At 73.0% G+C, this 26,513-nt stretch carries 20 protein-coding genes and 1 tRNA gene; 5 read left to right on the plus strand and 16 right to left on the minus strand.

Annotated elements, in window-relative coordinates:
- Positions 1-35 precede the first annotated feature (35 nt).
- Positions 36-1,574 (minus strand): APC family permease, encoded by a 1,539-nt coding sequence (locus tag RWE79_RS07465; RefSeq protein ID WP_475939226.1) that lies wholly within the window; start codon positions 1,572-1,574, stop codon positions 36-38.
- Positions 1,575-1,661: 87 nt separating this feature from the next.
- Positions 1,662-2,630 (minus strand): hypothetical protein, encoded by a 969-nt coding sequence (locus tag RWE79_RS07470; RefSeq protein WP_475939227.1) that lies wholly within the window; start codon positions 2,628-2,630, stop codon positions 1,662-1,664.
- Positions 2,631-2,927: 297 nt separating this feature from the next.
- On the opposite strand from RWE79_RS07470, the gene RWE79_RS07475 reads away from it, so the two are divergent.
- The gene (locus RWE79_RS07475) at positions 2,928-4,337 is read left to right on the plus strand and encodes a hypothetical protein (RefSeq protein ID WP_475939228.1); all 1,410 of its coding nucleotides are present in this window, start codon (positions 2,928-2,930) and stop codon (positions 4,335-4,337) included.
- Here the strand turns inward: RWE79_RS07475 and RWE79_RS07480 are convergent.
- Genes RWE79_RS07480 through pgsA form a run of 3 tightly spaced genes read right to left on the minus strand, consistent with a single transcriptional unit; the run spans position 4,300 to position 7,090 of the window.
- The gene (locus RWE79_RS07480) at positions 4,300-5,460 is read right to left on the minus strand and encodes a glycosyltransferase family 4 protein (protein ID WP_475939229.1); all 1,161 of its coding nucleotides are present in this window, start codon (positions 5,458-5,460) and stop codon (positions 4,300-4,302) included. The genes RWE79_RS07475 and RWE79_RS07480 overlap by 38 nt on opposite strands.
- Positions 5,457-6,368, minus strand: coding sequence for a phosphatidylinositol mannoside acyltransferase (locus tag RWE79_RS07485; RefSeq protein ID WP_475939230.1), 912 nt, complete (start codon positions 6,366-6,368; stop codon positions 5,457-5,459). The genes RWE79_RS07480 and RWE79_RS07485 overlap by 4 nt, the downstream gene beginning before the upstream one ends.
- Entirely contained in the window at positions 6,365-7,090 is a 726-nt protein-coding gene (gene pgsA, locus RWE79_RS07490; protein WP_475939231.1) for a phosphatidylinositol phosphate synthase, read from the minus strand. The genes RWE79_RS07485 and pgsA overlap by 4 nt, the downstream gene beginning before the upstream one ends.
- A gap of 205 nt (positions 7,091-7,295) precedes the next feature.
- Between pgsA and RWE79_RS07495 the strand changes: the two genes are divergently transcribed.
- Both RWE79_RS07495 and RWE79_RS07500 read left to right on the plus strand, forming a co-directional pair.
- Positions 7,296-9,530 (plus strand): elongation factor G-like protein EF-G2, encoded by a 2,235-nt coding sequence (locus RWE79_RS07495; protein ID WP_475939232.1) that lies wholly within the window; start codon positions 7,296-7,298, stop codon positions 9,528-9,530.
- A 152-nt stretch (positions 9,531-9,682) separates the two neighbouring features.
- Positions 9,683-11,413 carry a hypothetical protein gene (locus tag RWE79_RS07500; protein ID WP_475939233.1) on the plus strand — a complete coding sequence of 577 codons (1,731 nt, stop codon included), beginning with the start codon at positions 9,683-9,685 and terminating at the stop codon, positions 11,411-11,413.
- A gap of 68 nt (positions 11,414-11,481) precedes the next feature.
- Here RWE79_RS07500 and RWE79_RS07505 read toward each other — a convergent pair whose 3' ends face one another.
- The 4 genes from RWE79_RS07505 to RWE79_RS07520 all read right to left on the minus strand — a co-directional run bounded on the left by RWE79_RS07505 (position 11,482) and on the right by RWE79_RS07520 (position 16,038).
- Entirely contained in the window at positions 11,482-12,045 is a 564-nt protein-coding gene (locus tag RWE79_RS07505) for an HIT family protein (protein ID WP_475939234.1), read from the minus strand.
- A 67-nt stretch (positions 12,046-12,112) separates the two neighbouring features.
- The gene (thrS, locus tag RWE79_RS07510) at positions 12,113-14,098 is read right to left on the minus strand and encodes a threonine--tRNA ligase (RefSeq protein WP_475939235.1); all 1,986 of its coding nucleotides are present in this window, start codon (positions 14,096-14,098) and stop codon (positions 12,113-12,115) included.
- Positions 14,099-14,266: 168 nt separating this feature from the next.
- Positions 14,267-15,445: a hypothetical protein gene (locus RWE79_RS07515; RefSeq protein WP_475945654.1), complete on the minus strand. Its 1,179-nt coding sequence runs from the start codon at positions 15,443-15,445 to the stop codon at positions 14,267-14,269.
- A complete protein-coding gene (locus RWE79_RS07520; protein WP_475939236.1) occupies positions 15,445-16,038 on the minus strand; it encodes a DUF4365 domain-containing protein in 594 nt (197 codons plus the stop codon). The genes RWE79_RS07515 and RWE79_RS07520 overlap by 1 nt, the downstream gene beginning before the upstream one ends.
- A 196-nt stretch (positions 16,039-16,234) precedes the next feature.
- On the opposite strand from RWE79_RS07520, the gene RWE79_RS07525 reads away from it, so the two are divergent.
- The gene (locus RWE79_RS07525; protein WP_475939237.1) at positions 16,235-16,975 is read left to right on the plus strand and encodes an exonuclease domain-containing protein; all 741 of its coding nucleotides are present in this window, start codon (positions 16,235-16,237) and stop codon (positions 16,973-16,975) included.
- 77 nt (positions 16,976-17,052) lie between these two features.
- Here RWE79_RS07525 and RWE79_RS07530 read toward each other — a convergent pair.
- Positions 17,053-17,124: transfer RNA gene (locus RWE79_RS07530), tRNA-Val, on the minus strand.
- 38 nt (positions 17,125-17,162) lie between these two features.
- Positions 17,163-17,621 (minus strand): SRPBCC family protein, encoded by a 459-nt coding sequence (locus RWE79_RS07535; protein WP_475939238.1) that lies wholly within the window; start codon positions 17,619-17,621, stop codon positions 17,163-17,165.
- Between the two features lie 92 nt (positions 17,622-17,713).
- Between RWE79_RS07535 and RWE79_RS07540 the strand changes: the two genes are divergently transcribed.
- Positions 17,714-20,203 carry an SCO7613 C-terminal domain-containing membrane protein gene (locus RWE79_RS07540; RefSeq protein WP_475939239.1) on the plus strand — a complete coding sequence of 830 codons (2,490 nt, stop codon included), beginning with the start codon at positions 17,714-17,716 and terminating at the stop codon, positions 20,201-20,203.
- 18 nt (positions 20,204-20,221) lie between these two features.
- Here the strand turns inward: RWE79_RS07540 and RWE79_RS07545 are convergent, their stop codons facing one another.
- The 5 genes from RWE79_RS07545 to RWE79_RS07565 all read right to left on the minus strand — a co-directional run bounded on the left by RWE79_RS07545 (position 20,222) and on the right by RWE79_RS07565 (position 26,490).
- Positions 20,222-21,220: a LacI family DNA-binding transcriptional regulator gene (locus tag RWE79_RS07545; RefSeq protein ID WP_475939240.1), complete on the minus strand. Its 999-nt coding sequence runs from the start codon at positions 21,218-21,220 to the stop codon at positions 20,222-20,224.
- A gap of 5 nt (positions 21,221-21,225) precedes the next feature.
- Complete coding sequence (locus tag RWE79_RS07550; protein WP_475939241.1) at positions 21,226-23,982, minus strand: exo-rhamnogalacturonan lyase family protein; 2,757 nt, start codon at positions 23,980-23,982, stop codon at positions 21,226-21,228.
- 67 nt (positions 23,983-24,049) lie between these two features.
- The gene (locus RWE79_RS07555; RefSeq protein WP_475939242.1) at positions 24,050-24,622 is read right to left on the minus strand and encodes a DUF624 domain-containing protein; all 573 of its coding nucleotides are present in this window, start codon (positions 24,620-24,622) and stop codon (positions 24,050-24,052) included.
- A 6-nt stretch (positions 24,623-24,628) separates the two neighbouring features.
- Positions 24,629-25,486 (minus strand): carbohydrate ABC transporter permease, encoded by an 858-nt coding sequence (locus RWE79_RS07560; protein ID WP_475939243.1) that lies wholly within the window; start codon positions 25,484-25,486, stop codon positions 24,629-24,631.
- Complete coding sequence (locus tag RWE79_RS07565; RefSeq protein WP_475939244.1) at positions 25,483-26,490, minus strand: carbohydrate ABC transporter permease; 1,008 nt, start codon at positions 26,488-26,490, stop codon at positions 25,483-25,485. The genes RWE79_RS07560 and RWE79_RS07565 overlap by 4 nt, the downstream gene beginning before the upstream one ends.
- Between the last annotated feature and the right edge of the window lie 23 nt (positions 26,491-26,513).

A 26,513-nucleotide genomic window follows, 5' to 3' on the forward strand; every position in this document is an offset into this window, starting at 1 on the left:
TGGTACCCGGTGCGCGGGCGGGTCAGGTCGCGGCGTCACTCGGAGGGCTGGTCGGTCCCGCCGGTCTCGCGGGCCCGCTCGATACGGAACGCCTCGTTGCCCATGCCGATCGCGGCGTGCACCTCGGGGTGCGCGACCCGCAGGAACAGCCCGTAGCCCACGCCCAGGACGACCGTGACACCGACGACGCCGGGCAGGATCCAGGCCAGCGGCGAGTCCGGGGAGGAGCCCAGCAGGATGTCGAAGTCCCGGACCGTGATCACCATGATGACCAGGAGCGCCACCGCGGCCAGCGCTGAGCAGACGATCCGCGGTGCCTGGGCGCGGGCCGCGCCGCGGCGTACGAAGAAGGCGATGACGGCGGCGGAGGCGGTGGCCAGCAGCACGATGATGCCCAGCGCGCCGACCTGGCCGCTCCAGGTGAACAGCCGCAGCACGGGCGCGGTCGGGTCGCCGGCCGGCTTGTCGTCGGTGACGGCGAAGAGCGCCACCACGGCCAGCGAGACCACCGTCTGGAGCAGCGAACCGTAGGCGGGGGCACCGGTGTTGGGGTTGGTGCGGCCGAAGGCGCTCGGCAGCAGGCGCTCGCGGCCCATGGCGAAGGCGTAGCGCGCGACGACGTTGTGGAAGCTCAGCAGGCAGGCGAACATGCCGGTGATGTAGAAGACGTGCAGCACATCGGCGAAGCCGGCGCCGAGCCGGTCCTGGGCGAGGACGAACAGCAGGTTGGTGCCCTGCTTCTGGGAGAGCGCGACGACCTGGTCGGGGCCGGCGGCGACGCTCAGCGCCCATGCGCCGATGGCGAAGAACAGGGCGGTGAAACCGACCGCGAGGAAGGTCACCCGGGCGACGATCAGGTGCGGGCGGCTGGTCTCCTCGGCGTAGACCGGGGACTGCTCGAACCCGACGAAGCTGGCGATGCAGAAGCACAGCGCGGTGCCGAGGCCGGCCCCGGACAGCGTGCCGGGGTCGAAGGCGTGGAACGACACGCCCGCCTTGGCGGGGTCGGAGACGGCGGCGATGTCGAAGACCACCACGATGGCGATCTCGATCAGCAGCAGGACGCCGAGCACCTTGGCGTTGAGGTCGATCTTGAGCCAGCCCAGCAGGCCGATGCCGACGATGCCCACCACGGCGGGGATCCACCAGGCGACGTCGATCTGGAAGTGCGCCTGCAGTTGGGTGGAGATCTCGAAGCCGAAGAGGCCGAAGACGGCGAACTGCATGGCGCTGTAGGCCACCAGCGCCACCACCGAGGCGGCCGCCCCCGCGGTGCCGCCGAGACCGCGGGCTATGTACGCGTAGAACGCGCCGGCGTTGTGGACGTGCCGGCTCATCTCGGCGTAGCCGACCGTGAACAGGGTCAGGACGGCCCCGAGGATCACGAAGAGCAGCGGCTGCCCGACGATGCCCATGACGCCGTACGTGGTCGGCATGACACCGGCCACCACCATCAGCGGGGCGCTCGCCGCGACCACCGAGAACAGAAGGCCGGGCAGACCGATCCGGTCTGCCCGCAGGGCTCTCTCTCCGCCCTTGAACGTGTTGATGTCGGTGTTGCTGCCCGTCAGCATGGCTGGCCGGTCCTTCCGTCGGGGGTGCGGTGGGTACTTCGGACGTGTGTGGGGCGTGGGGGGCGTGCGTGTGGGGGGCGTGACATCTCAGGCGTGCTGGTACGACGAGCCGGGGTCGAGCGCCAGGTCGCGCGCGGCGCGGAACGCCTTGGCCGGATCCCGGTCGGGGTAGGACCAGGGCTTGCGGGTCGCGTACGGGCCGATCCGGTTGAACAGGGCGGCGGCCTCGGCCATCCGGCCCAGGACGACCTGGGCGTGGACGAGGTAGTTCAGGTCCAGGCAGAGGCGCGGGTGGTCACGGCCGTCCCATTCGAGCCACCAGTCGAAGGCCAGCGCCAGGCTCTTGCGGGCCCGCCAGCCGTTCCAGTGGGGCGAGCGCGCCGGCTCGTCGGGCTCGCTGCCGGCCCTGGCGAGGACCCGGTGGCGCTCGGTGTGCGCCACCAGGGGCAGCACGGCCAGGGGGGAGCCGGCCGGGGCCTCCTTGGCGGCCCAGTCGGTGAACTCGTAGACCTCGTGGTACGGGCCGTCGACGTCGGTCCTGCGGCGTTCGGCGAGGCAGGCGGTCATGAGGTGGTGCGCGTGGTGGTGGGTGCGGTGCCGGCCGCGGACCTGGTCGAAGGCGCGGTCCTGCTCGTCCTCGGTACCGGTGTGCCGGGCCAGGACGAGCAGGCCGAGCCAGGGCGTGGGGTCGGCGGGCGTCATGTCGGCGGCGGCCAGGCACAGTTCGCGGGCGCGGTCGGGGTCGACGCGCCCCTCGGCGGCCCGGAAGACGGTGGCGCACGCCAGCAGCGCGGCGGCATCGGCACTGTCCGGCTCGGCCAGCAGCCAGTCCTCGGCCCAGGCGACGGTGGAGGGCGCCTCGCCGAGGACGACGAGCCGGTGACCGCGCCGGTCCCAGTTCTCACCGGTCTCGGCCAGCAGGGCCCGCAGGTCGGTCCAGCGTCCCTGCGACAGCGCGGTCCGGGCGGCGATCAGCGGGGCGTCGTCGAGTGCCGGATCGAAGGTGACCTTGTCCCGCGAACGGCCGAGACCGAAGGGCGGTGGAGGGGGGGACATGCTGGGAAAGCCTCCACGGCGCACACGTCAGGTCCGGCCCCGCGGCAGAGGCCGTCAGTGAATCGGAAACGGGTCACGGGAGGTCGCGGGCGAAGCCGGCGACCGATTCGATCACGCACAGCAAACCGGTAGTCACCACTCCGCCTCAAGAGCGGACCTGTTGTCTCGGTGTTGTCTCGCACAGGCGTCCGGCCGCCACGGGGTCCGTCCACGGCCCATTTACACCAGTGATCACGAAACCGCAAGGATCGAGGTGACCTCCTGCGCCGCCGCGCGGACGGCTGATATCAGGTACCTGTGCCGCACAAGCCCCCGCAGACCTCGACGCACCCGCTGACCCATCTGCGGCACAGTCGTGGCTGGAGCTACCAGGACCTCGCCCGGCTCGTCGCCGACCACGCGCGGGCCCTGGGCGTGCCGATGGCGGCCCGCCGGGAGAAGATCTGGCGCTGGGAGCACTGGGGCGTGGTGCCCGAACGCGACAGCCAGCGGGCCCTCGCCCGCGCCCTGGGGGTACCCGAACGCGAGCTGGACCTGCGCCACTGGCCCGCCTGGTTACCCGCGCACGACGGGGTCCCCGGCGACCTGCCCTGGACCCCCGACGGGAGCCTGGCCGCGCTGCGCACGCTGCTCGACGAGGGCACCCGGGACGACTGGGACGGACCGGTGGCCGACGGCGCCGCGCTGCGCGAGGCGGTGGCGCAGTGGCGCGCCGCCATGCCGTCCGTCCCCGGGCCCCGCGCACCGGACCGCGCACCGGACCGCGCGGTGCCCCACGGCGGGGGGCCGGCCGGTCCGGTGATCGGCGAGGAGACGGTGGCGTGGCTGGAGTCGGGCGTTACGGGCCTGCGCGGGCTGGAACAGCGGCTGGGCGGCGGGGCGGTACGCGGCCGGGTCGCCGCCGACCTGGCGGTGGTCGCCGGTCTGCTGGCCCGGGGCCCGCACGGCCCGGCGCTCGACGTGAGGCTCTTCCGGACCGCCGCCGACCTGGCGCTCCTGGGCGGCCGCGCGGCGGCCGACAGCGACCTGCACGGCGTCGCGCACCGGTACTTCCTCACCGCCCTGCGGCTCGCGCACAGCGCGCGGGACCTGCCGGCGGCCGCCGGTGTGTGGGCCGCGCTGAGCCGGCAGGCGGTGCTGGCCGGCCGCCCGGCCGACGCCCTGGCGGTCCTGGACGCCGCCGACACCGCCGCCGAAGCGGCCACCGGCGCGGCCACCGGCACGGCCGGCCGCCGCACCCTGGCGATGCTGGCCGGGCACCGGGCCCGGGCCCTGGCCGGGGAGGGCGACGAGGTGGCCTGCCGGCACGCCCTGGACCGGGCCCGTGACCTGCTCGCCGGTGCCGGGAACGACGGCCGTGGCGACGGCCCGGACCCCGGCCGGTTCGACGCCGCCGCGCTGAACGCCCTGGCCGGCACCGCGCTGCTCGCCCTGGGCCGGCACCACGAGGCCGCTGCGCTCCTGGAGGACGCCCTGGCCGCGCAGGACCCGGCCCGGGTGCGCGACCGCGCCCTGCGCACCGTACGGGCGGCCACCGCCCGCCTGCGCATGGGCGACCGGGAGGCGGCGCTGGCCCTGCACACGGCGGCGGCCGGCCTGCTGCCCGGCCTGGAGTCCCGCCGGGCCGCCGCCGCGCTGAACGCCCTCACGGCCGAGCTGCGGGGTCCCGTCAGTCCCGGGCGAGCCCGAAACGCGCACGCAGGCTGACGCGCTCGTCCTCGGCGACATGCGCGGCGCCGGCCGTCACCGTCTCGTACACCGCGAGGATGTCCGCGCCCACCGTCGACCAGTCGAAGCGCTGCACATGGCGGCTGCCGAGCTTGCGCAGTTCGGCCAGCCGCGCCGGGTCGCCCAGCAGCCGTACGGCCGCCGTGGCCAGGGCGTCGGCGTCCTCGACGGGGAACAGCTCACCGGCCGCGCCGCCGTCCAGGACCTGCCGGAAGGCGTCGAGGTCGCTCGCCAGGACGGGGGCGCCGGCCGACATGGCCTCGACGAGGATGATGCCGAAGGACTCGCCGCCGGTGTTGGGGGCGACGTACAGGTCGACGCTGCGCAGCAGGCGCGCCTTCTCCTCGTCGCTGACCATGCCGAGGAACTCGACGCGCTCGCGCAGCTCGGCGGGCAGGTCCTCGACGGCCTCCTTCTCGTCACCGCGGCCGGCCACCAGGAGCCGGGTGCCGGGGCGCTCGGCGAAGATCCTCGGAAGGGCGCGCATCAGGGTGGGCAGTCCCTTGCGGGGCTCGTCGATGCGCCCTATGAAGCCGATGGTCCCGCCCTGCCACCGCGGATCGGGTTCGGCGTCGGCGAAGAAACCCACGTCGACGCCGTTGGGGATGACGACGGCGTCGCCGCCGAGGTGCTCGACCAGGGTCCGCCGGGCGTACTCGCTCACCGCGATCCGCGCGCTGATCTTCTCCAGGGCGGGCTGGAGGATCGGATACGCGGCGATCATGGCGCGCGAGCGCGGGTTGGAGGTGTGGAAGGTCGCCACGATGGGGCCCTGCGCCGCCCAGCAGGCCAGCAGGCCGAGGGAGGGCGACATCGGCTCGTGGATGTGGATGACGTCGAAGGCGCCGTCGTGCAGCCAGCGGCGGACCCGGGCGGCGGACAGGAACCCGAAGTTGAGCCGGGCGACGGAGCCGTTGTACGGCACCGGGACGGCGCGGCCGGCGGAGACCGCGTAGGGCGGCAGCGGGGTGTCGTCGTCGGCCGGGGCGAGCACCGACACCTCGTGGCCCAGCGTGATCAGGTGATCGGCGAGGTCGCGGATGTGGAACTGGACGCCGCCGGGGACGTCCCACGCGTACGGGCAGACGATCCCGATCCTCAAGACTTCTCCGTTCCGGAATGTTCGGGGTCCAGATCGGCGAGCCAGAGCCGCTGGAGCATGTGCCAGTCCTCGGGGTGCTCGGCGATGCCGGCGGCGAAGACGTCGGCGACGGCCTGGGTCATGACGGAGGTCCGCTCGGCACGGGAGCCCTCCTGCGGCACCTCGACGGCCGGGTGGACGCGTCCGCGCATGACGGGTGAGTCGTCGTACCAGAGGGTGACCGGCAGCAGCAGCGCGCCGGTCTGCTGGGCCAGCAGCGCCGGGCCGGCCGGCATCCGGGTGCGGTCGCCGAAGAAGTCGACCTCCACGCCCGAGGCGGACAGGTCGCGGTCGGCGACCAGGCAGACCAGGCCGCCGGCCCGCAGCCGCCGGGCCAGCGTGCCGAAGGCCGCGCCGCCGTTGTGCGGCAGGACCTCCATGCCCAGGCCCTCGCGGTAGGCGACGAAGCGGTCGTACAGCGTCTCCGGCTTCAGCCGCTCGGCGACAGTGGTGAGGCGAACTCCCAGCCGGGTGGTGACCCAGGCGCCGGCGAGGTCCCAGTTGGCCATGTGCGGGAGGGCCGCGACCACACCGCGGCCGGTGGCCAGGGCGTCGTCGAGGTGGTGGGCGCCCTCGAGGTCGAAGCCGTCACGGATGCGGTCGGCGCTCCAGGCCGGCAGCCGGAAGGACTCCATCCAGTAGCGCAGGTAGGAGCGCATCCCGGCCCGGGACAGCTCGCGCAGGCGCGCCTCGTCCGCGTCCGGGACCACCTTGCGCAGGTTGGACTCCAGCCGTGCCACGCCCTTGCCGCGGCGGCGCCAGGCGAGGTCGGCGATCTCCTTGCCGAGCCGCACGGCCACCGGCTCCGGGAGGCGTTTGACCGCGCCCCAGCCGGCTCCGTAGAGCCCGTCGGTCAGGCGTTCCCTCACGCGGCCCCGCTCCCTTCCCGGTCCCGGGCGGCGGCCTCGTCGGCCTCGAACGCCTCGCGGCGTACGGTGACGACGCGCTGGGCGAGCGTCACCAGGCTGCCGACGGCGACGATCCACAGGGCGACCGGCAGCAGGTACTGGATGCCGGGGACGCCGAACGCGTGCAGGCCGGACAGGCCGCAGGCCACCAGGGAGATCACCAGCCGCTCGGCGCGTTCGACCAGCCCGTTGACCCGGACCGGCAGCCCGATGCTCTCGCCGCGCGCCTTGGTGTAGGACACGACCTGGCCGCTTGCGAGGCAGAAGATCGTCACCGCGCACAGGACGAGGTCGTTGCCGCCGCCCGCGTACCACAGCGCCAGACCGCCGAAGATCGCCGCGTCGGCGACCCGGTCGAGGGTGGAGTCGAGGAAGGCGCCCCAGCGGCTGGAGAGCCCGGCCTGGCGGGCCATGTTGCCGTCCACCAGGTCGGAGAAGACAAAGAGGGTGATCACCACGGTGCCCCAGAAGAACTCTCCCCTGGGGTAGAAGGCCAGCGCGCCCGCGATCACGCCACCGGTGCCGATCAGGGTCACCGCGTCGGGGCTCACCCCCATCCGCAGCAGAAAAGCGGCGAACGGCGTGAGAACACGCGTGAAGAATGCACGCGCGTACTTGTTCAGCATGGCCTTCCCGGAGGTCGGTGGGTGCCGTGCGGCCCCGTCGGCCACCGGCTGGCCCATCGTAGCCAGCCCCGCTCCCCCGGATGCGTGAGGCTCCCGACCGTCCGGCCGCCGTACGACGTATGGACGCACCGTGAAGGGCGTGGGAAGGTCGAATTACCGCGGGCGTCGACGAGGCTGCCGGAGCGGTCTCCCGTGGCGTCCCGAGAAGTGCCGTGCGCACGCACCCGAAGTGATGCGTGCACGACCGGGAGGCGAGGCACACATGGGCGACAGGAACCAGACACATCCAGGAGCCGCCGGAAGGGCGCCTGCGGCCGGCCGGGCCCGTTCGGCCGACCGGCCGGACGAGATCAGGAACGTGGTGCTGGTCGGCCACAGCGGTTCGGGGAAGACCACACTGGTCGAGGCACTGGCCCTGGCCACCGGGGCGGTGAACCGGGCCGGGCATGTGCCCGAGGGGACCACGGTCTCCGACCACGACGAGATCGAGCACCGCCAGCAGCGATCGGTACAGCTCTCGCTCGTACCCGTGGAATGGGGTGGTATCAAGGTAAATCTCCTGGACACTCCGGGATACGCCGACTTCGTCGGGGAACTGAGGGCCGGTCTGCGGGCAGCGGACGCGGCCCTCTTCGTCGTCTCGGCGGCCGAGGGCCGCGAGACGCTGTCCGGGGCCACCCGCATGGTGTGGGACGAGTGCGCGTCGGTCGGTATGCCGCGCGCCGTGGTCGTCACCCACCTGGAGTCGGCCCGCGCCGACTTCGACGACATGACCCGCACCTGCCGCGAGGTCCTCGGCGGCGACTCCCCCGACTCCGTGCTGCCGCTCTACCTGCCGCTGCACGGCGAGGAGGGCGCGGACGGCCACGCTCCGGTCACCGGGCTGACCGGGCTGCTGACCCAGCGGGTCTTCGACTACTCCTCCGGCGAGCGCACCGAGCGCGACCCGGAGCCCGGCCGGATGCCGCAGATCGCCGAGGCACGCAACCGTCTCATCGAGGGGATCATCGCCGAGAGCGAGGACGAGACCCTGATGGAGCGCTACCTCGGCGGCGAGGAACTGGACCTCAAGACCCTGGTCCAGGACCTGGAACGGGCCGTGGCACGCGGCTCGTTCCACCCGGTGATCGCCGCCGCGCCGGCCGCCGAGGGCTGCCGGCAGGGCATCGGCACCGTGGAGCTGCTGGAGCTGATCACCGGCGGCTTCCCCACCCCCCTGGAGCGCCAGGTGCCGCCCGTCACCACCCCGCAGGGCGGCCCGCGGGCCACGCTGACCTGCGATCCGCAGGGGCCGCTGGCGGCGGAGGTCGTCAAGACCTCCTCGGACCCGTACGTGGGCCGGATCAGCCTGGTCCGGGTCTTCTCCGGGACGCTGCGCCCCGACGAGACGGTCCATGTCTCCGGGCACGGCCTCCAGGACCGGGGCCACGAGGACCACGACGTCGACGAGCGGGTGGGCGCCCTGTCCTCGCCCTTCGGCAAGCAGCAGCGCGGCGTCCCGCACGCCGTCGCCGGCGATCTGGTCTGCGTCGCCAAGCTCTCCCGGGCCGAGACCGGGGACACCCTGTCGGCCCGGGACGACCCGCTGCTGATGGAGCCCTGGGTGATGCCGGACCCGCTGCTGCCGGTCGCCATCCAGGCGCACAGCAAGGCCGACGAGGACAAGCTGTCGGTCGGCCTGTCCCGGCTGGTCGCCGAGGACCCGACGATGCGGCTGGAGCAGAACCCCGACACCCGGCAGGTCGTGCTGTGGTGCCTGGGCGAGGCCCATGTCGACGTGGCGCTGGAGCGGCTGCGCGGCCGTTACGGGGTCCAGGTCGACGGGGTGCCGCACAAGGTGTCGCTGCGCGAGACGTTCGGCGAACGGACCGCCGCGCGCGGCCGGCACGTCAAGCAGTCCGGCGGCCACGGCCAGTACGCCATCTGCGAGATCGAGGTCGAGCCGCTTCCGGTGGGCTCGGGCATCGAGTTCGTGGACAAGGTCGTGGGCGGCTCGGTGCCCCGGCAGTTCATCCCCTCGGTGGAGAAGGGCGTCCGCGCCCAGGCCGCCCGGGGGGTCGCGCTCGGCTTCCCCGTGGTGGACATCCGGGTGACGCTCACCGACGGCAAGGCGCACTCGGTGGACTCCTCGGACGCCGCGTTCCAGACGGCCGGCGCGCTGGCCCTGCGGGAGGCGGCGGCGGACTGCCGTATCCATCTGCTGGAGCCGGTCTCGGTGGTCCGGGTGCTGGTGCCGGACGAGTACGTCGGACCCGTCATGAGCGACCTGTCCGGGCGGCGCGGCCGGGTCACGGGCACCGAGCCCGCCGGGTCCGGGCGCACCCTCGTACAGGCCGAGGTGCCGGAGATCGAGATCGGGCGCTACGCCGTGGACCTGCGGTCGCTGTCGCACGGCACCGGGCGCTACAGCCGCGGTTACGCCCGGCACGAACCGATGCCGCCGCAACTGGCGGTGAAGCTGCGTGAGCAGCACCGGCAGGAGGCGGGGGCCAGGTAGTGCGTCCGGGCGCGCGCGGGTGAGCCGCGCGCCAAGGAGCCCGTAGGAGCGGGTGGTTGGCGGCCCGGCGCGTGAACAGGCCTGATGCGCCGGGCCCCTGACGCGTCGCGTCCGTCACCTATACGCTGGGTGGGCAGTGTCGGCGTGCGGGGATGGGGGCGGTAGTGGCTGGTCTCTCAGGGTTCGCCAGTTCGGAGTTCGACTTTCTCAGCCCCGGGGCACAGGTCCCGCTCAGCGGGGCGGACGGACAGACCGCGGCGACGCAGGCACTCGCGTCCGCCGCGTACCGCGACGAGGCCGACCAGAAGGTCGCGAAACTCGTCGCGCTGGACGCCGACAAGGCGGACGCGGACATGACGGCGGCCACCAGGACCACGTTCAAGAAGGGCAGGGGCTGGGCCACCCTGCTGGAACCCCGGCTCGGTGAGGCCTTCGCGCGCGCGGTCCAGGTGCGGATGCTGGGCGGCGGGCGCAACGAGCTCATCCAGTCCTTCGGGGCCGAGCCGCAGACCGTGGTGGAGCACTGCCTGGCCGCCAACCGCATCCGCCAGGAACGCGACAAGAAGCTCACGGTCGTGATGGCGGTCTGCGGGCTGCTCTTCCTCCCCGGTGTACTGGTCTGGCTGGGCGCGTTCCAGCTGCGCCGCACCATCGCCAAGTTGGAGGGCAACCGGGCCGGCGTGCTCGGGGCGGTGGTCCTGCTGGTGGTCGGCTTCTTCGCGGTGCTGTTCGTGGTCAATCCGCCGCTGACCGGCTTCTGGTCGCAGTATCTGCGGGTCATGATGCTGGCCCCGGTGCTCGGCTGGTTCTGGGCCCGGCGGATCTGCGAGGCCACCGCGAAGGACCTGCGCGACCGCTGGGCCGGGCTGGTCTCGGGCGCCGGGGTCGGCGCCAAGATCCCCGAGGCGGTGCCGCGCAACCCCAACGAGACCCGGGCCGAGCAGCTGCGGCAGAACCTGGCCAAGCTCTCCCAGGAGCAGCAGAGCAATGTGCTCTTCTACGCGGGCCCCAAGGGGATACTCGGCATGGGCACCCGCTGGGGCTCCTGGTCCATGGCCGAGGAGCTGGTGCCACGGGCCGGCATGACGGAGATCCACGGCTTCCGCAGCTGGGACGTGATCAAGGCGGTCCACGGCAAGCTGCGCGAGCTGGAGCGCGGCCCGCTGCACACCGGCGGCTTCAAGCCGACCCCCTCGATACGGCACTGGGTGATCTCCCCGGTCGGGCCCGGCGCGACGAAGGTCGCGCGGCCGACCGGCGCCGATGTCGAGGGCTACACCGTCAGGGACTTCGAGATCCAGCGGATCTGCAACGAGCAGCAGTTCGGCAAGGGCAACCGGCACTACCTCGGGGTGCAGTTCACCCTCTGGGACGGCCAACTGGTGATCACCATGCTGGTCACGGTCACCGTGCTGGCCAGCACCCTGCGGGTGGAGGTCACCGGGCACGCCCTGGGGCCGGTCCACTCGCTGTTCACCAGCGGACCGGACCCCAAGGAGAAGGAAGTCTCCAAGTCGATCAGGTTCTGGGAGACCAAGACGGTCGCGCTGCCCCTCGTCGAGGCCGACGAGGTCGTACGGCTCGCCGCGCGGGCGCCGCTGACCTGGTATCCGCCGCTGCTGGACTTCCTCGGCGGCAAGCTCGTCCTTCCCGAACCGTTCGGGCTGCGCCACACCTGGGCCGACAAGCCGTGGCGGCACCGCTTCATGGCCGACGACGCGCTGCGCGCCGCGACGCCCGTGCTGCGCGCGGTGCACTCCGCCGCCATCCAGGTCATGGCGGACCACGGAGTCGACACCGAGAAGTTCGCCGGCCGGGCGACCATGCTCAGCGGCGCGGTGCAGAACGTCGACCCGATGCGGGCCGACCTCTACGACGCGTAGCGGCGGAGCGGGCGGGCCGGCCGGCGCGGCTGCTTCCGGGCCGGCGCGGCCTCTTCACGGCTCCGTCGCTACGCGGTCCGCGGCCAGGCGCCGGCGAGCATCGCGCGGGTGTCGGCGAGCAGCTGCGGCAGCACCTTGGTGTGGCCGACGACCGGCATGAAGTTGGTGTCCCCGCCCCAGCGGGGCACCACGTGCTGGTGCAGATGCGCGGCGATCCCGGCGCCGGCCGCCAGGCCCTGGTTCATGCCGATGTTGAAGCCGTGCGCCCCGGACGCGGCGCGCAGCGCGGTCATCGCCTGCTTGGTGAACTCGGCGAGCTCGACGGTCTCCGCCTCGTCCAGTCCGGTGTAGTCGGCGACATGGCGGTACGGGACCACCATCAGGTGGCCGCCGTTGTACGGGTACAGGTTGAGGACCGCGTAGACCTTCTCGCCGCGGGCGACGATCAGGCCGTCCTCGTCGCTCCTGGCCGGGATCACGCAGAACGGGCAGCCGTCGTCGGCCCCCGGGCCGGTCGGCTTGTTCTCCCCCTGGATGTACGCCATCCGGTGGGGCGTCCACAGGCGCTGGAAGGCGTCCGGGGACCCGACTCCGATCTGCTGCTCCGGCTCAGTCGTCATGCGGGCCAGCATAAGACTTCCACGGAACGGCGCAGGGCCCCGGGGCTGCTCCCGGGGCCCTGCGCGGTGTGCCGTGCGGTCAGACCTGTACGCGGTCCTCGACGGCCTTGGCGATCTCGGCGAGGGCGTCCTGAACCGGGATGCCGTTCTTCTGCGAGCCGTCGCGGTAGCGGAAGCTCACCGCGCCGTTGGCGACGTCCTCGTCACCGGCGATGACCATGAACGGGACCTTGTTCTTCTGGGCGTTGCGGATCTTCTTCTGCATCCGGTCCGAGGAGGCGTCGACCTCGAAGCGCAGGCCCTTCGCCTTGGCCTTGGCGGCGAACTCCTGGAGGTGCGGCACATGCGCGTCGCCGATCGGGATGCCGACCGCCTGCACCGGGGCCAGCCACGCCGGGAAGGCGCCCGCGTAGTGCTCCAGCAGCACCGCGAAGAACCGCTCGATGGAACCGAACAGCGCGCGGTGGATCATGACGGGGCGCTGCTTGGTGCCGTCGGGGGCCGTGTACTCCAGGTCGAAGCGGTCCGGGAGGTTGAAGTCGACCTGGATGGTCGACATCTGCCAGGTGCGGCCGATGGCGTCCTTGGCCTGGACCGAGATCTTCGGGCCGTAGAAGGCGGCGCCGCCCGGGTCCATGACGAGGTCGAGGCCCTGCTTCTCGGCCGCCTTGCGCAGGGTCTCGGTGGCCTCCTCCCAGTTCTCGTCGGAGCCGATGAACTTCTCCGGGTCCTTGGTGGACAGCTCCAGGTAGAAGTTCTCCAGACCGTAGTCGCGCAGCAGGTTCAGCACGAAGGTGAGGAGGCTGTCGAGCTCCTCGGCCATCTGCTCCTTGGTGCAGTAGATGTGCGCGTCGTCCTGGGTGAAGCCGCGGGCCCGGGTGAGGCCGTGTACGACGCCGGACTTCTCGTACCGGTAGACGGTGCCGAACTCGAAGAGCCGCAGCGGCAGTTCGCGGTAGGACCGGCCCCGGGCGTCGAAGATCAGGTTGTGCATGGGGCAGTTCATGGGCTTCAGGTAGTAGTCCTGGCCCTCGTCGAGCTGCATGGGCGGGTACATGCCGTCGGCGTACCAGTCCAGGTGGCCGCTCTTCTCGAACAGGGTGCCCTTGGTGGCGTGCGGGGTGTAGACGAACTCGTAGCCCGACTCCTCGTGGCGCTTGCGCGAGTAGTCCTCCATGGTGCGGCGGATGATGCCGCCGCGCGGGTGGAAGACGGCCAGGCCGGACCCGATGTCCTCGGGGATGGAGAACAGGTCCAGTTCGGAGCCGAGCTTGCGGTGGTCGCGCTTCTCGGCCTCGGCGAGGAAGTCCAGGTGGGCCTTGAGTTCCTCCTTGGACGGCCACGCGGTGCCGTAGATGCGCTGGAGCATCGGGTTCTTCTCGCTGCCGCGCCAGTAGGCGGCGGCGTTGCGCATGAGCTTGAACGCCGGGATGTAGCGGGTGGTGGGCAGGTGGGGACCCCGGCAGAGGTCCTTCCAGCACAGCTCGCCGGTCTTGGCGTCGACGTTGTCGTAGATGGTCAGCTCGCCCGCGCCGACCTCGGCGGACGCGCCTTCGGCGGCGTCGGCGGCTGCCGAGCCCTTGATGCCGATCAGCTCCAGCTTGTACGGCTCGCCGGCGAGCTCCTCGCGGGCGGCCTCGTCGGTGACGACGCGCCGCGAGAAGCGCTGGCCGCGCTTCTGGATCTCCTGCATCTTCTTCTCGATGGCCTTGAGGTCATCGGGGTGGAAGGGCTTCTCGACGTCGAAGTCGTAGTAGAAGCCGTCCTTGACCGGCGGGCCGATGCCCAGCTTGGCCTCGGGGAACAGCTCCTGCACGGCCTGGGCCATCACATGCGCGGTGGAGTGGCGCAGGATGTTCAGGCCGTCCTGGCTGCCGATCGCGACGGGCTCGACCTCGTCGCCGTCGGCGACGGCGTACGCCAGGTCCTTGAGCTGACCGGCGACGCGGGCGGCCACCACGGTGCGGTCGCCCTCGAAGAGCTGAGCGGCGGTGGTGCCCGACGTGACCACGCGCTCTTCCCGCTCATCGGAATCGCGTTTGATGATCACACGGACGTCTGACACCGGTTCTCTCCTGACTGACGACGAATGCGGCGCCGAATCTTCCTGCGCGCGCAACAGGAATCGTACCGACCCGGCTGACCGCACCGCGAAGCGATTCGGCGCCGGGCGCGCGGCGGACGGCGGGAGGACAGCCGGAGCGCCGCCGCCGCAGCCGATTCGGAGCGGGCTTCAGCCGCCGCAGGCGTCCTCGAAGGTGTCGATGCCACCCTGGAGGGACTTGAGCAGCCGGTCGCGCTCGGCCTCGTCGACATGGACGGGGGTGACGGCGGTGGGGTGGGTGATGCGGCGGAAGCCGCTGCCGGCTTCGAGCAGGCCGCTGACCCGCACCGGGAGGCCGACGAGGTGGGCGTGGGCGGCGATGCGGTACGCGTCCTGGTCGAGCCGGACGCGGACCTGGCGTACGTCGGCCCCGGCCAGCACCCGCAGCCCTACGGTGCCGTCGCCGGACGGCCCGGGGCGGCGCAGCCGGACGACGGTGCCGGTGACCTGGACGTGGACGGAGGGCTCCGCGCTGACGTAACGGACTCCGGCGGCCTCCAGGGCGGGGAGGTCGCCGGGTGAGAACTCGACGGGCTCGGGGCGGGCCGCGAACCCGGCGGGCGGTCCGGCCGCCGGCGACCAGTCGAGCGCGACGGCGACCCCCTCGGCACCCCGGACCAGACGGACCAGGGAGTCGGTGAGCTCGTGGCAGACACCGAGGCCGACCGCGGAGTCGAAGGCCTCCAGGCCGCCGGTGGCCCGCTGGTAGTCCACCGCGTCCCGGGTCGCCTGCAACGCCCGCAGCAGGGTGGTGACGACCGTGCGGCCGGCCGGGGCGGGGACGTAGGCGGTGAGCAGATGGCCGCCGGGCGAGGGTCCGACCAGGACCTGCTCCAGGAAGGCGCCCGCGAAGCGCGCGTGCCGCCGGCCGTAGTAGCCGGCCGGGCCGCGTTCGGCGCGGGCGGCGGCCGTCAGCATGGCGCGGGCCGCCGAGCGCAGCTGCCCGGCCGCGGGCCAGGGGACGGCGTCGGCGATCCGGGGCATGTCGCGGATCCAGCGGATCTCGTCCCCGGGCACGGACAGGGCGGTGAGCACCTCGCGGGCGGACGGCGCCCCGCTGCGGGCCAGGGCGGTCAGCGCCTCGCCGAGCAGGTCGGCGTAGTCCGCGTACTGGCCGCCGGCGCGGTGCTGCGGCACCAGCAGGCTGGTGCCGCCGTCCCCCGGCGGGGTCCAGCGGGTGTACTGGCCGTGCGCGCCGCCGCGGCGCTGCCAGCCGTGCCGGGCGAGGAGGGCGGTGAGGACGGCGGGGTCGACTCTTTCGGGGGCGGGCAGCGCGAAGTCGTCCGAGGGACTGTCCAGCCGGTCCATCATGGCCTCCCTCCCGCCCCGACCCGCGTCATGATCTCGCAGAGGGCGCGGTCGTCGAAGATCCGGGCGGTGGGTATCCGCACGGTGGTCCTGCGGCGGCCGGTCACCGGGTGACCGGCCAGGTTGACCCAGTAGCAGCAGTGCCGCAGCTCCAGGCGGTCGTGGCTGGCCCGCAGCCACTCCTCGGGCGTACGCGGCACCAGCATCACCACCAGGATCTTGTGCACCGACACCGGTGTGCGGGCCAGCTTGACCAGGTGCTCGTTGTCGAGGGTGAAGGCGAAGGTCGGCCCCGGCGGATGTGCGGCGACCTGGTAGGTGCACTTGAGCTGCACCTTGATGGTGACCTCGTCGTCGACGGCGTGGCCGGCGCCCCGGGCGCTGTGACTGATGTGCCAGTCGATGCCGTAGTCCGGGAAGGGCTGGGCGAGCGAGCAGCCGGCCGCCGCGGCGACCGCGTGCAGATAGCCCACCTGCAGGGTCTCCATACAACTGGTGGTGGCGAGCGCCCCGCGCAGCTCGGCCCGCTCGGGCTGGGGGTACCACCCGCTCGCGGGGGACAGCCCTCCCGGTTCGGGCTGCGCGATCGCCATCGCTCTCCGTGCCTTTCCGCTGCCGTGATTCCCCGGTCGCCGATCGGTTCCGTTGTCTTTCCCCTCCTCCGATTCATCCCCACCAGCGACGTTTCGGAAACGAATGCGGTTCGGTGACGGCCTGTCACGGGTACGTACTGTGCAGGGCGGTGGTCCGGCCGGCCCTCAATCCCCCCGGCCCGTAAGGGAGTACGCCATGCCCACACCTCGTTGGTACGACGGGCCGCTGGCCGCGTTCGACACGGAGACCACCGGCGTCGACGTCGAGACGGACCGCATCGTCTCGGCCGCCCTGGTGGTCCAGGACGCCACCGGCGCCCAACCGCGCTGCGAGCACTGGCTGGTGGACCCGGGCGTCCCCGTGCCGGACGCCGCGCGCGCGGTCCACGGTCTGTCCGACGCGTATCTGCGCCGGCACGGCCGGCGCCCCGGGCCCGTCGTCGAGGAGCTCGCGCGGGCGCTGGCCCGGCAGTCGGCGGCCGGGGTGCCGCTGGTGGTGATGAACGCCCCGTTCGATCTCACCCTGCTCGACCGGGAGTTGCGCCGTCACCGCGGCACCACGCTGGCCGCCTGTCTCGGCCGTGCGCCGCTGTACGTACTCGACCCCCGGGTCCTCGACAAGTACCTCGACCGGTACCGCAAGGGCCGCCGCACCCTCACCGACCTCTGCGCCCACTACGGTGTGCCGCTCACCGGCGCGCACGACGCGGCGGCCGACGCCACCGCCTCGCTGACCCTGGTGCGGGCGCTCGGGCTGCGCTTCGAGGACCGGATAGGCCGGACACCCCCCGGCGAGCTGCACGCGCGGCAGGCCGTCTGGCATGCCGGGCAGGCACGCGGTCTCCAGGCCTGGTTCTCGCGCAACGGCACCGACGAGAGGGTGGACCCGGCGTGGCCGCTGCGCCCGGAGGCCGCCCGGGTGGATCCGGCTGCCTGAGGCGTGTCCGCGCGGCGGAAACGACGAGGCCGGTGTGTGGCCGCGCATTGCGCGGCCACACACCGGCCTCGGTGCTGTGGGCGATACTGGGATCGAACCAGTGACCCCTTCGGTGTGAACGAAGTGCTCTCCCGCTGAGCTAATCGCCCGGGATGTGCAGAACAATACAGGGCCGGGGGCAGTGGGTTCAAACGCCATTGAGGCGGGCGAGGAGCCCGTGCCTGCCCTGGCGCAGCATCAGGGCGTGGTTGGCGCGGAAGAGCGGGCGGCAGGGGACGGCGAGCCGCCGCATCAGGGGCTTGTTGACGATCACCTCCTCCTCGAAGACGACCCGGGTGCCGCCGGTGCCTCCGGTGGTACCGGGCAGGATCGTCCAGCGGACCCAGCCTTCGAGGTCGCCGTACAGGGCCACTTCCAGCACCCGGGCCCGCGGGTCCTGACGGGTGGCGTGCGCCGTGACGAACAGGTCGTACGGCAGCACGGAGCGGAAGCGCAGGGTGCCGGTGGTCTCCCCGGTGCGGCGGACCTCGCGTACCTGGCGCCACCACAGGGGGTACTCGTCGGGGCGTTCCAGGACGCGGTAGACGGCGTCGGGCTCCGCCGCGACGTGCCAGGAACTTCGGAAGCGGTAGTGGCACCAGTCCATGGGCTCAGTGTGCCCCCGTATCCACGTACTCAGAACCGATCTGAGTAGCCGGGCCGATGTGGCGCGTTGTGGGCCGCGCCACACTGCCGGTCATGGACACAACGCCGCCGTCGCAGGCACCGCCGCCGCCCCCGGACAACCGCTGCCCCGGCTGCGGCTGGTACCCGCTCGCCCCCGCGCCGCTCGCCGCGTGCCCGCGCTGCGCGCTGCCGCTCACGGGTGAGCTGGTCGCCGAGGTGCGGGAGATCGACGCCGCGCTGGTGCGGCTGGACGCCGAACGCGGGCGGTTGCTCGCGCGGCGGTGGCAGCTGCTGACGGCCGCACGGCCCCGGATCCCGGTGCCCGCCGCGTGGGGGCCCGGGCCGGCGCGGGCCCGTGAGGCCTCGCCCCGGGCTGCGCAGAATCTGCTGCTGGCGCTGGGCGGGGTGCTGCTCGCGGTGGCGGCGATGGCGTTCACGGTCGTCAGCTGGGGCCTGCTCGGCATCGGTGGCCGGGCCGTCGTGCTCGGGGTGCTGACCGCCGCGGTGGTGGCCGCCCCCGCCCTGCTGCTGCGGCGCTCGCTCAACGCCACGGGCGAGGCCGTCGCCTGTGTCGGCCTCGTCCTGCTGCTGCTCGACGCGTACGCGATCCGGCAGGTGGCGATGGCCGGTACCGACGGGGTGCGTTACGCGGCCGTCTCCCTGGCCGCCGTCAGCGCGCTGTGGGCGCTCTACGGACGGCTGCCGGCCGTCCGGCGGCTGACGCTGCCGGCCCCCGCCGCGCTACTGCTGGCCCAACTCCCGCTTCCGCTGCTGGCGTTGGGCGGCACGGATTCGGGTACGGCGACCTGGACCGCGGCGGCGCTGCTGGCGACGGCGGGGCTCGACACGGCGGTGGTGGCCCTGTCCGGGACCGGGTCCGCCGGGGCCGGGTCCGCCGGGTCCGCCGGGGCCGGCCCGGTGGGCGTCTCCCGCGGCACACGGACGGTGGCGGCGGTCGCGGGCTCCCTCACCGGGCTGGGCGGTCTGCTGATCGCCCTCGCCCTCTCGGTGACCGCGGGCGGCTACCGCTCCGAACTCCCGTCCGCCGGCCTGCTGCTGGCGGGCTCCGGCCTCGCGTCGACCGCCGCCCTCCGGTCCTCCGGCCCGGTCGCGACCGCCCTCGGGTCGGTGACCGGTCTGGCCCTGACCGCCGCGGCCGGCGCGACGGTACGGATGGCCGTCGGCAGCGGGTGGGGGGTGCCGGGTTACCTGTTGTGCGCGGTCGCGGTCCTGGCCGTGGTGTCCGTCGGGTACGGACGCGGCCCGCTGCCGCGCGCCCTCGCCCTGGGCCTGGGCATCGGGGCGGGGGTGGCCGGCGCCCCGGCGGTGCTGTGGGCCCTGCCGGGCCTGGCGGCCGGGGTGTTCGGCCCGCTGGTCACCTCCGGGCCCGTCCGGTTCGGCCCGGCCCCGGCCGTCGCGGTACCGGTGATCCTGGCCGCTGCCGCCGGGCTGCCGATGCCGGCACGGCTGCGGGGTGCGGCGCGCCGTGGCGCCCTGGTCCTGGGCGCGGTGGCGGCGGCCGTGCTGCCGACGGCGCTCGGGCTGTCCTCCACGGTCTCCGTGCTGCTGCGGGTCGCGGTGGTGGCGGTGCTGCTGCTGGTGCCCGGCCGTACCGCGCCGGCCCCGGCGGTCGTGCTGGCGGTGACCTCGGTGGCCTGGGCGCTCGGCTCGTGGCCGCTGACGTTCGCCGTACTGGGCGTGCTGCTCGGTGCCTTCGGCGGGGCCGCCGCCGTCCGGACCGCGCCCGGGGTTCGGGCCGTGGCCGGCGCGGCCGCCGTCGCCTGCGCGGCGGGGCTCGCGTGGGCCGGCCCGGTGGCCGCCGGATCGGCAGCCGCCACCGCTTCGTCCGGGGTGCTCGGTGTGGCGGCGGCGGCCGTCGCCCTGGCCCTGTCGCTGCGGGCCGCCGGCCTGTCGCCCGCGCTGGAATGCGCCGGGTACGGCACGGCCGCCCTGGCCGTCGCCCTGGCGGGCGGCGACCCCGCGATGCTGGCCCTGGTCCTCGGCCTGGCCGGTGTGCTGGCCGCCGCGGTCGCCCTGAGCGCCGACCGCAGGCTGCCCGCCGGTTACACCGCGGCCGCCCTGATGACCGCCGCCACCTGGGTGCGTCTCGCCGCCTCCGGCATCTCGGTTCCGGAGGCCTACGCGCTGCCGGTGAGCCTGGCCGCGCTGGCCGTCGGCTTCCTGCGGCGGCGGCGCGACCCCGCCGCGTCCTCCTGGACCGCCTACGCCCCCGGACTGGCGGCCGTCCTGGTGCCGAGCCTGCTCGCCGCCTGGGCCGACCCGCACTGGCCGCGCCCGCTGCTGCTGGGCGCCGCCGCCCTCGCCGTCACCCTCCTCGGCGCCCGGCACCGTCTCCAGGCCCCGCTGGTGCTCGGCGCCCTGGTCCTGTCCCTCGACGCGCTCCACGAACTCGCCCCCTACGTCCTCCAGGCTGTCGGGGCGCTCCCCCGGTGGCTCCCGCTCGCCCTCGCGGGCGTACTGCTCCTGGTCGTCGGCGGCACGTACGAACGGCGGCTGCGGGAGGTACGGCGCGTACGCGATCTCCTGGGGCGGCTGGGCTGAGCGCGTCCGCGCGGCGGGCTACCCGCGGCCCGGGGTGGTGGAGCGGCGGATGGTCAGTTCCGGGGTGAGCACGACGCGGTGGTGGGTGTGGCCGGGGTCGGGCTCGGAGAGCAGGAGCCTGGCGGCGCGGTGGCCCATGAGGAAGGCGGGCTGGCGGACGGAGGTGAGGGGGACGGCGGCGGCCGCCGCGAACTCGATGTCGTCGTAGCCGACGACGGCGAGATCCTCGGGGACCCGGACGCCGGCGGTGTGCAGGGTCTGGAGCAGGCCGAGCGCGACGAGGTCGTTGGCGCAGAAGACCGCCGTGGGGCGGGGGACGAGGCCCAGGAGGCGGGCGCCGGCGTCACGGCCGGCGGCGACGTCGAGGCGGGGGACGTCCAGGACGTGGAGGCCGGGGTCGGCCTCCAGGGCGCCGGCGAGGCGGTCCCGGCACTGGGTGAGGTGGAGGGGTCCGTTGACGTAGCCGATCCGCCGGTGGCCGCGGGCGACGAGGTGGCCGACGGCGAGCCCGGCTCCGGCGTGGTCGTCGACGGAGACGGAGCAGGCGGCCTCGCCCGGCCCGGCGAGGCGGTCGACGCAGACGTACGGGATGCCCTGGCGGCGCAGCGGGTCCAGGTTCCGGCCGGTGGTGTCGACCGGGGTGACCAGCACGCCCCGGACCCGCTGCTCGGCGAAGACGTTGAGGTATTCGGCCTCCTCCGCCGGGCTCTGGGCGCTGTGCCAGACCATGACGCCGAGCCCGGCCTCCCGGACGGCCGCCGAGGCGCCCTTCGCGACGGCCACGAAGAAGGGGTTGGCCAGGTCCATCATCACGAGCAGGGCGATCATCCGGCTGCGCCCGGCCCGTAACTGGCGGGCGGTCTCGCTGCGTACGTAGCCGAGTCGCTCGATGGCGTCGAGGACCCGGCCACGGGTGGCGGGGGCGACGAGATCGGGCCGGTTGAGCACGTTGGAGACCGTGCCCACCGAGACGCCGGCGTGCCGCGCGACGTCCTTCATGCCCACCGGCCCGGTCATCGCGTTCAGCCGGTGATCTTGTCGCCCAGCAGCGCGAGGTTCTGGATCGCCGCCAGGCCGTACTGGGCCGTGGTGTTGGTGGAGACCCAGGCCGCCTCGCTGCCGGGCACCAGGACGTCGGGGCCCTGGAGATCCTCGGTCTTCCAGTCCGTCGCGGACTCGACGTAGCCGTCGCTGTTCCAGAACTTGCTCCAGGCGCGGGTGGCCAGCGTGTCGTCGCCGGTCTGCACGGCGGCGTACGCGTCGAGCCGGGAGTGGCCCTGGAAGAGCAGCAGGGTGCCGAAGTTGGAGCCGTAGCGGGCGGCCTGCTGGGTCTTGGTGGCGTTGAAGTAGCGGCAGTAGTCCAGCCAGGCCTCCTTGAAGCCGTCGACCTCCACCAGGTCGATGACCTCGGCGCAGATCTCGACCAGGCCGAACACCGCGGACAGGTGGGAGACGCCGACGACGGGTTCGGTGGCGACCGCGAACCTGCCCGTGTCCAGGTCGTACAGGCCGCTGCCCTGGACGAAGCCGTTGGGCTGGGCGGCGATCGTCTCCATGGTGCCGAGCAACCGCGCCTTGGCCTTGTCCGCCTTGGGGCCGCCGCGTTCCCACTCGGTGAGCCAGGCGGAGGCCAGGCCGGACCAGTCGGTGCCGAAGCCGATGGACAGGGCGTTGCGGTCGGGGGTGTAGGGCTCGGTGCGGATCTTGCGGATGGGGTCGAGGACGAGGAAGGTCTCGTCGGAGTCGACGTTGGCGTGCATGAGGTCGCCGACGCGTTCGTCGGCGGTGAGGAAGTAGTAGTAGCGCCGGTAGGTGGTGTTGCTGATGCGCTGCTGCTTGGCGCTGTCGGCGTAGTGCTGGACGCCGTGCCGGGTGCCCAGGCCGGCCCACTGGCCGAGGTGGTAGACGTCGACCTCGCCGGTGTGGCGGGTCATGGCCTCGGCGAAGCGGAAGATGTCGGCGCGGCCGGAGCGCAGATAGGCGTACCAGAGCCACAGGTCCGGGGAGAGTTCGGAGTTGTCCCAGGCGTAGCCGCCGACGTCGTAGCACCACTGGTGCCGGGACGGGTCGTAGGTGTGCATGATGTCGCCGTAGTCCCAGAAGCCGTACCAGCGGCGCTGTTCGACCTGGTCCTGGTAGTAGGTGAAGAGGAAGTCGAGGTGGTCCTCGATCTTCGCCTTGGTGGCAGTGGAGCGGTCGACGGGGGCGAACAGCCCTCCGAAGACCTTGGCCTTGTGCAACTGCGCGGGGGCGGCGACGAGTTGGGCGGGGGTCCGGACGGTGGCGGCCTGTTCGGCGAGGACGGCGGCGGTGGGGGTGGCGGCGTTGGCCCAGAAATGGAGTTCGCTGGTGCGCGCGATGCCGTACGGGGTGCCGAATTCGGGCTCGTAGTCCTCGTAGGTGATGTTGAGGCCTTCGAGCTGTTCCGCGTAGGTGTCCTGGCCCATGCCGTCGTGGTAGAACCGCAGGTCCATGGGCTGGGCTTCGGGCGACCAGAGCCAGAGGGTGACCTCGGCCTCGTCGCTCGCGGCGCCCCGGATGTCGAGCTGCGCGGGGTGTTTCTGCCAGAAGTCGCGCAGGCCGAAGGAGAGTCCGCCGCTCGCGCCGCCGATATAGCCGAAGCCGGTGGCGCGGCGCCCGCCGCCGGCGGCTATCCAGCCGTGGCCCTCCGAGGTGCGCTTGCGCAGGGTGAAGCCGTCGGCGGAGAGCTGGCTGAGGGTGTAGTCGCCCCATTCGGGGATGTACTGGAGCCGGGTGGTGACCCGCTGGTCCCAGGTGGCGGGGTCGGCCAGCTTCTCGCCCTTGACCTGGGCGGCGCGGATGGCGGCGCCGGGGTCGCGGCGCAGACCGGTGATGCCCTTGACGGCCTCGCTGAGGAAGCCGGTCTTCCCGGCCGTACCGTCGGTGGACTGGCCCGCGAGGCGGATGTGGCGGTCGTACGCCTCGTCGCGCATCGGGACGGTGAAGCGGACGCCCAGGCCCCGGATGAAGTCGCCGGAGTTCTTGCCGGGTTCCTGGGTGCCGTCGTAGGTGATGGTGTGCACCATCCGGAAGGAGTCGGCGCCGGCGTAGAAGTAGAGCCGGACGGAGAAGGGGAGCCACTGGCGGCTGCCCTTGCGGTGTTTGCCGTCGATGCGCACGACGGCTCTGACCGGGCCGTCCTGTTCGACGGTCACCTCGCCGATGACGCTCTCGAAGCGTTCCCACTTGTCGCTGCCCTGGTCGCCGTCGCTGATCTCGGGCTGGCGGACCAGGACGAGCCTGCCGTCCTTGGCGATCTCGGTGCCGTCGCGGACGACGGACTTGACCAGGGTGCTGCCGCTCTTGCCGATCCTCGTGGTGACCACGCCGGTGTCGATGTCGACCGTGCCCCCGTGGCGGTCGACGGTGACGGTGTGCTCCGGCGCGGTGGTGGTGCCGGGGGCGAGGGTGTAGGCGGTGGCGGACCCGCCGTCGGGGCCCACCGCGTGGGCGGTCCACTTCAGGGTGCCGTCGGGCCAGTAGGCGGTGGGCCAGCTCTGTACGGGGACGTCCTCGCCGTTGTCCGCGGTGAGCGCGAAGGCCGTGTCGGCGGCGTACCTGCCCTTGGGCCAGGGGACGCCGAAGGTGCTGCCCGCGGCCTGGCCGAGCCCGCCGTCCTCCAGCCAGCGGATCTCGGCCGGTGAGTCGTCGGCGGCTTGCGCGGTGGGGGCGTTGGCGCCGAGCGCCCAGCTGAACTGGGCCGCGGCTCCGGCGATCGCGGCGGCTTTGAGCACGGTTCGCCTGGGGATCGGGGACATGGTCCTTCCCTTCCTTGACTGCGTAAGCGAAAAAGAATCAGGTGCATGACATGCGTAGGGCCGGCCCTCAGCCGCCGACGCGGCGCTCCACCGCCACCGCGGCCCCGGCCAGGGCGCCCAGCGCGGGCACCGCCAGCGGCAGCAGCATCCAGCCCGCCACCGCGACCACCGCCAGCCCGCCGGCCAGCAGCAGCGAACCGCCGGGGTCGGCAGCGCTGCGCCGGACCGCGACCCGGACCCCGTACGGCCGGCAGGCCGCCGTACGGAGCCCGACGACCGCCAGCGCCACCATGACCGTCACGGCCACGGCGGCCAGGACCCGGCCGCCCGGGAGCAGACCCGAGCGGGCCACCGTCAGATCGAAGGCCAGCAGAGCGAGCCCGGCCCACCACAGCAGCGACCAGCGCCACCCCGTCCGGGTCCCGGTCACCACGCCGGCCGCGAACTCCCGCCATCCGGCCCGCTCACCCGCCAGATACCGCCGCAGATGGCCGCAGGCGGCGGCGAACGCGGGGAGCAGCGTCACCAGCGGCAGCGCGGCGATCACCAGCCACACCCCGGTGAGCATGCACTCGGCGAAGAGCCCGAATCCGGCGTGGAGCCCCGTCCTTCGCCGTACCGACCGGGTGGAGGTGGCCACCGGCGCTCAGCCCTTCAGTCCGGACGTCGCCGCGCCCTCGACCAGATACCGCTGGAAGGCGAGGAAGAACAGCAGCACGGGCAGCAGCGCGGCCATCGACATGGCGACCATGCCTCCGTAGTCGGCGATGCTGTCCTGGTCGATGAACATCTTCAGGCCGAGCGAGACGGTGTACTTCTCCGGCTCGTTGAGATACAGCAGCGGCCCGAGGAAGTCGTTCCACGACCAGATGAAGGTGAAGATCGCGCTGGTGATCAGCGCCGGCCGGCACAGCGGCAGCACGATGCTCCAGTAGATCCGCGGATGCCCGCAGCCGTCGAGCCGCGCCGCCTCGTCCAGCTCCCCGGGAAGGCCGCGCATGAACTGCACCATCAGGAAGACGAAGAAGGCGTCCACCGCCAGGTACTTGCCGAGCAGCAGCGGTACATAGGTGTTGATCAGCCCGAGCTTCTGGAAGAGCACGTACTGCGGGATGATCAGCACGTGGTACGGGAGCAGCAGGGTGCCGATCATCAGGGCGAAGAGCAGATCGCGCCCGGCGAACCGGATCCGCGCGAAGGCGTACGCCGCCAGCGAGCAGGAGAACAGCACCCCGACGACCGAACCCAGCGACACCAGGAGCGAGTTGACGAAGAACGAGTAGACCGGGATGTCGGCGATGCCCTCGGTCAGCCGGCGGTAGTTGTCGGCGACGGGGTGTCCCGGCAGCAGTTGCAGGCTGCCGATGATCTCGTCGCCGGGCTTGAGCGAGGCACCGATGACCCACACCACCGGGTAGAGGACCACGGCCAGCAGGGCGAGCGCCCCGAGGTGCCAGGCGACGGACCGCGCGTTGCGGCGGCCGGCCGCGGTGAGTGTGCTCATGAGGTCCCCGTCCCTCCTTCCTCGTAGTGCACCCAGAGCCGCTGGGTCCGGAACAGTACGGCCGTCATCAGGGCGATGCCGAGCAGCAGCATCCACGCCATGGCGGAGGCGTAGCCCATACGGAGCTGCTGGAAGCCCTGGTCGTAGAGGTACCAGGTGTAGACCAGCAGCGAGCCGCCCGGGCCGCCGGCCTGGCCGCCGCCGGGACCGGCGATGACCAGGGCCGAGGTGAAGACCTGGAAGGAGTGGATGATCTCCAGGAGCAGGTTGAAGAAGAGCACCGGGGAGATCATCGGCAGCGTGATCGACCGGAACCGCCGCCAGGCACCGGCGCCGTCCACCTCCGCCGCCTCGTACAGCTCGCGCGGCACCTGCTTCAGCCCGGCCAGGAAGATCACCATCGGGGCGCCGAACTGCCAGACGGACAGGGCGACAAGGGTGGGCATCGACCAGTCCGGATCGCCGATCCAGCCGCCGGTGTGCAGCCCGAACAGCTTGCCGGTGGAGTCGACGACGGCGTTCTCGCTGAACAGCGCCCGCCAGACGATGCCGACGCTCACGCTCGCCCCGATCAGCGACGGGGCGTAGAACGCCGAGCGGTAGAAGCCCTGCCCCTTGCGGGGCCGGGCCAGCAGCAGGGCCACACCGAGCGCGACGGCCAGCTTGAGCGGGGTGGCGACCAGGACGAAGACCGAGGTCACCCGTACCGACTTCCACCAGCGCTGGTCGGCGAACATGTCCTGGAAGTTCTGCAGCCCGACCCACTTGGGGGAGTCGAAGAGGTTGTAGGAGGTGAAGGAGAGATAGAGCGACACCAGCATCGGGCCCAGCGTCAGCAGCAGTACCCCGACGCACCACGGGGACAGGAAGAGGTAGCCGGCCAGGGTCTCCCGGCCGCCGCCCCGCCGCCGGGCGGCGGCGGGGGGGGGCTGCTGGGCGGCGGTGTCGTGCGGCACCGCCGCCGCCGTGACGGGGCTCGCGCCGCGGGTCTGGGTTCGTGACACGGGGGGTCTCCTCAATGGTCTCC

The sequence above is a fragment of the Streptomyces sp. RLA131 genome (genome assembly GCF_056270125.1).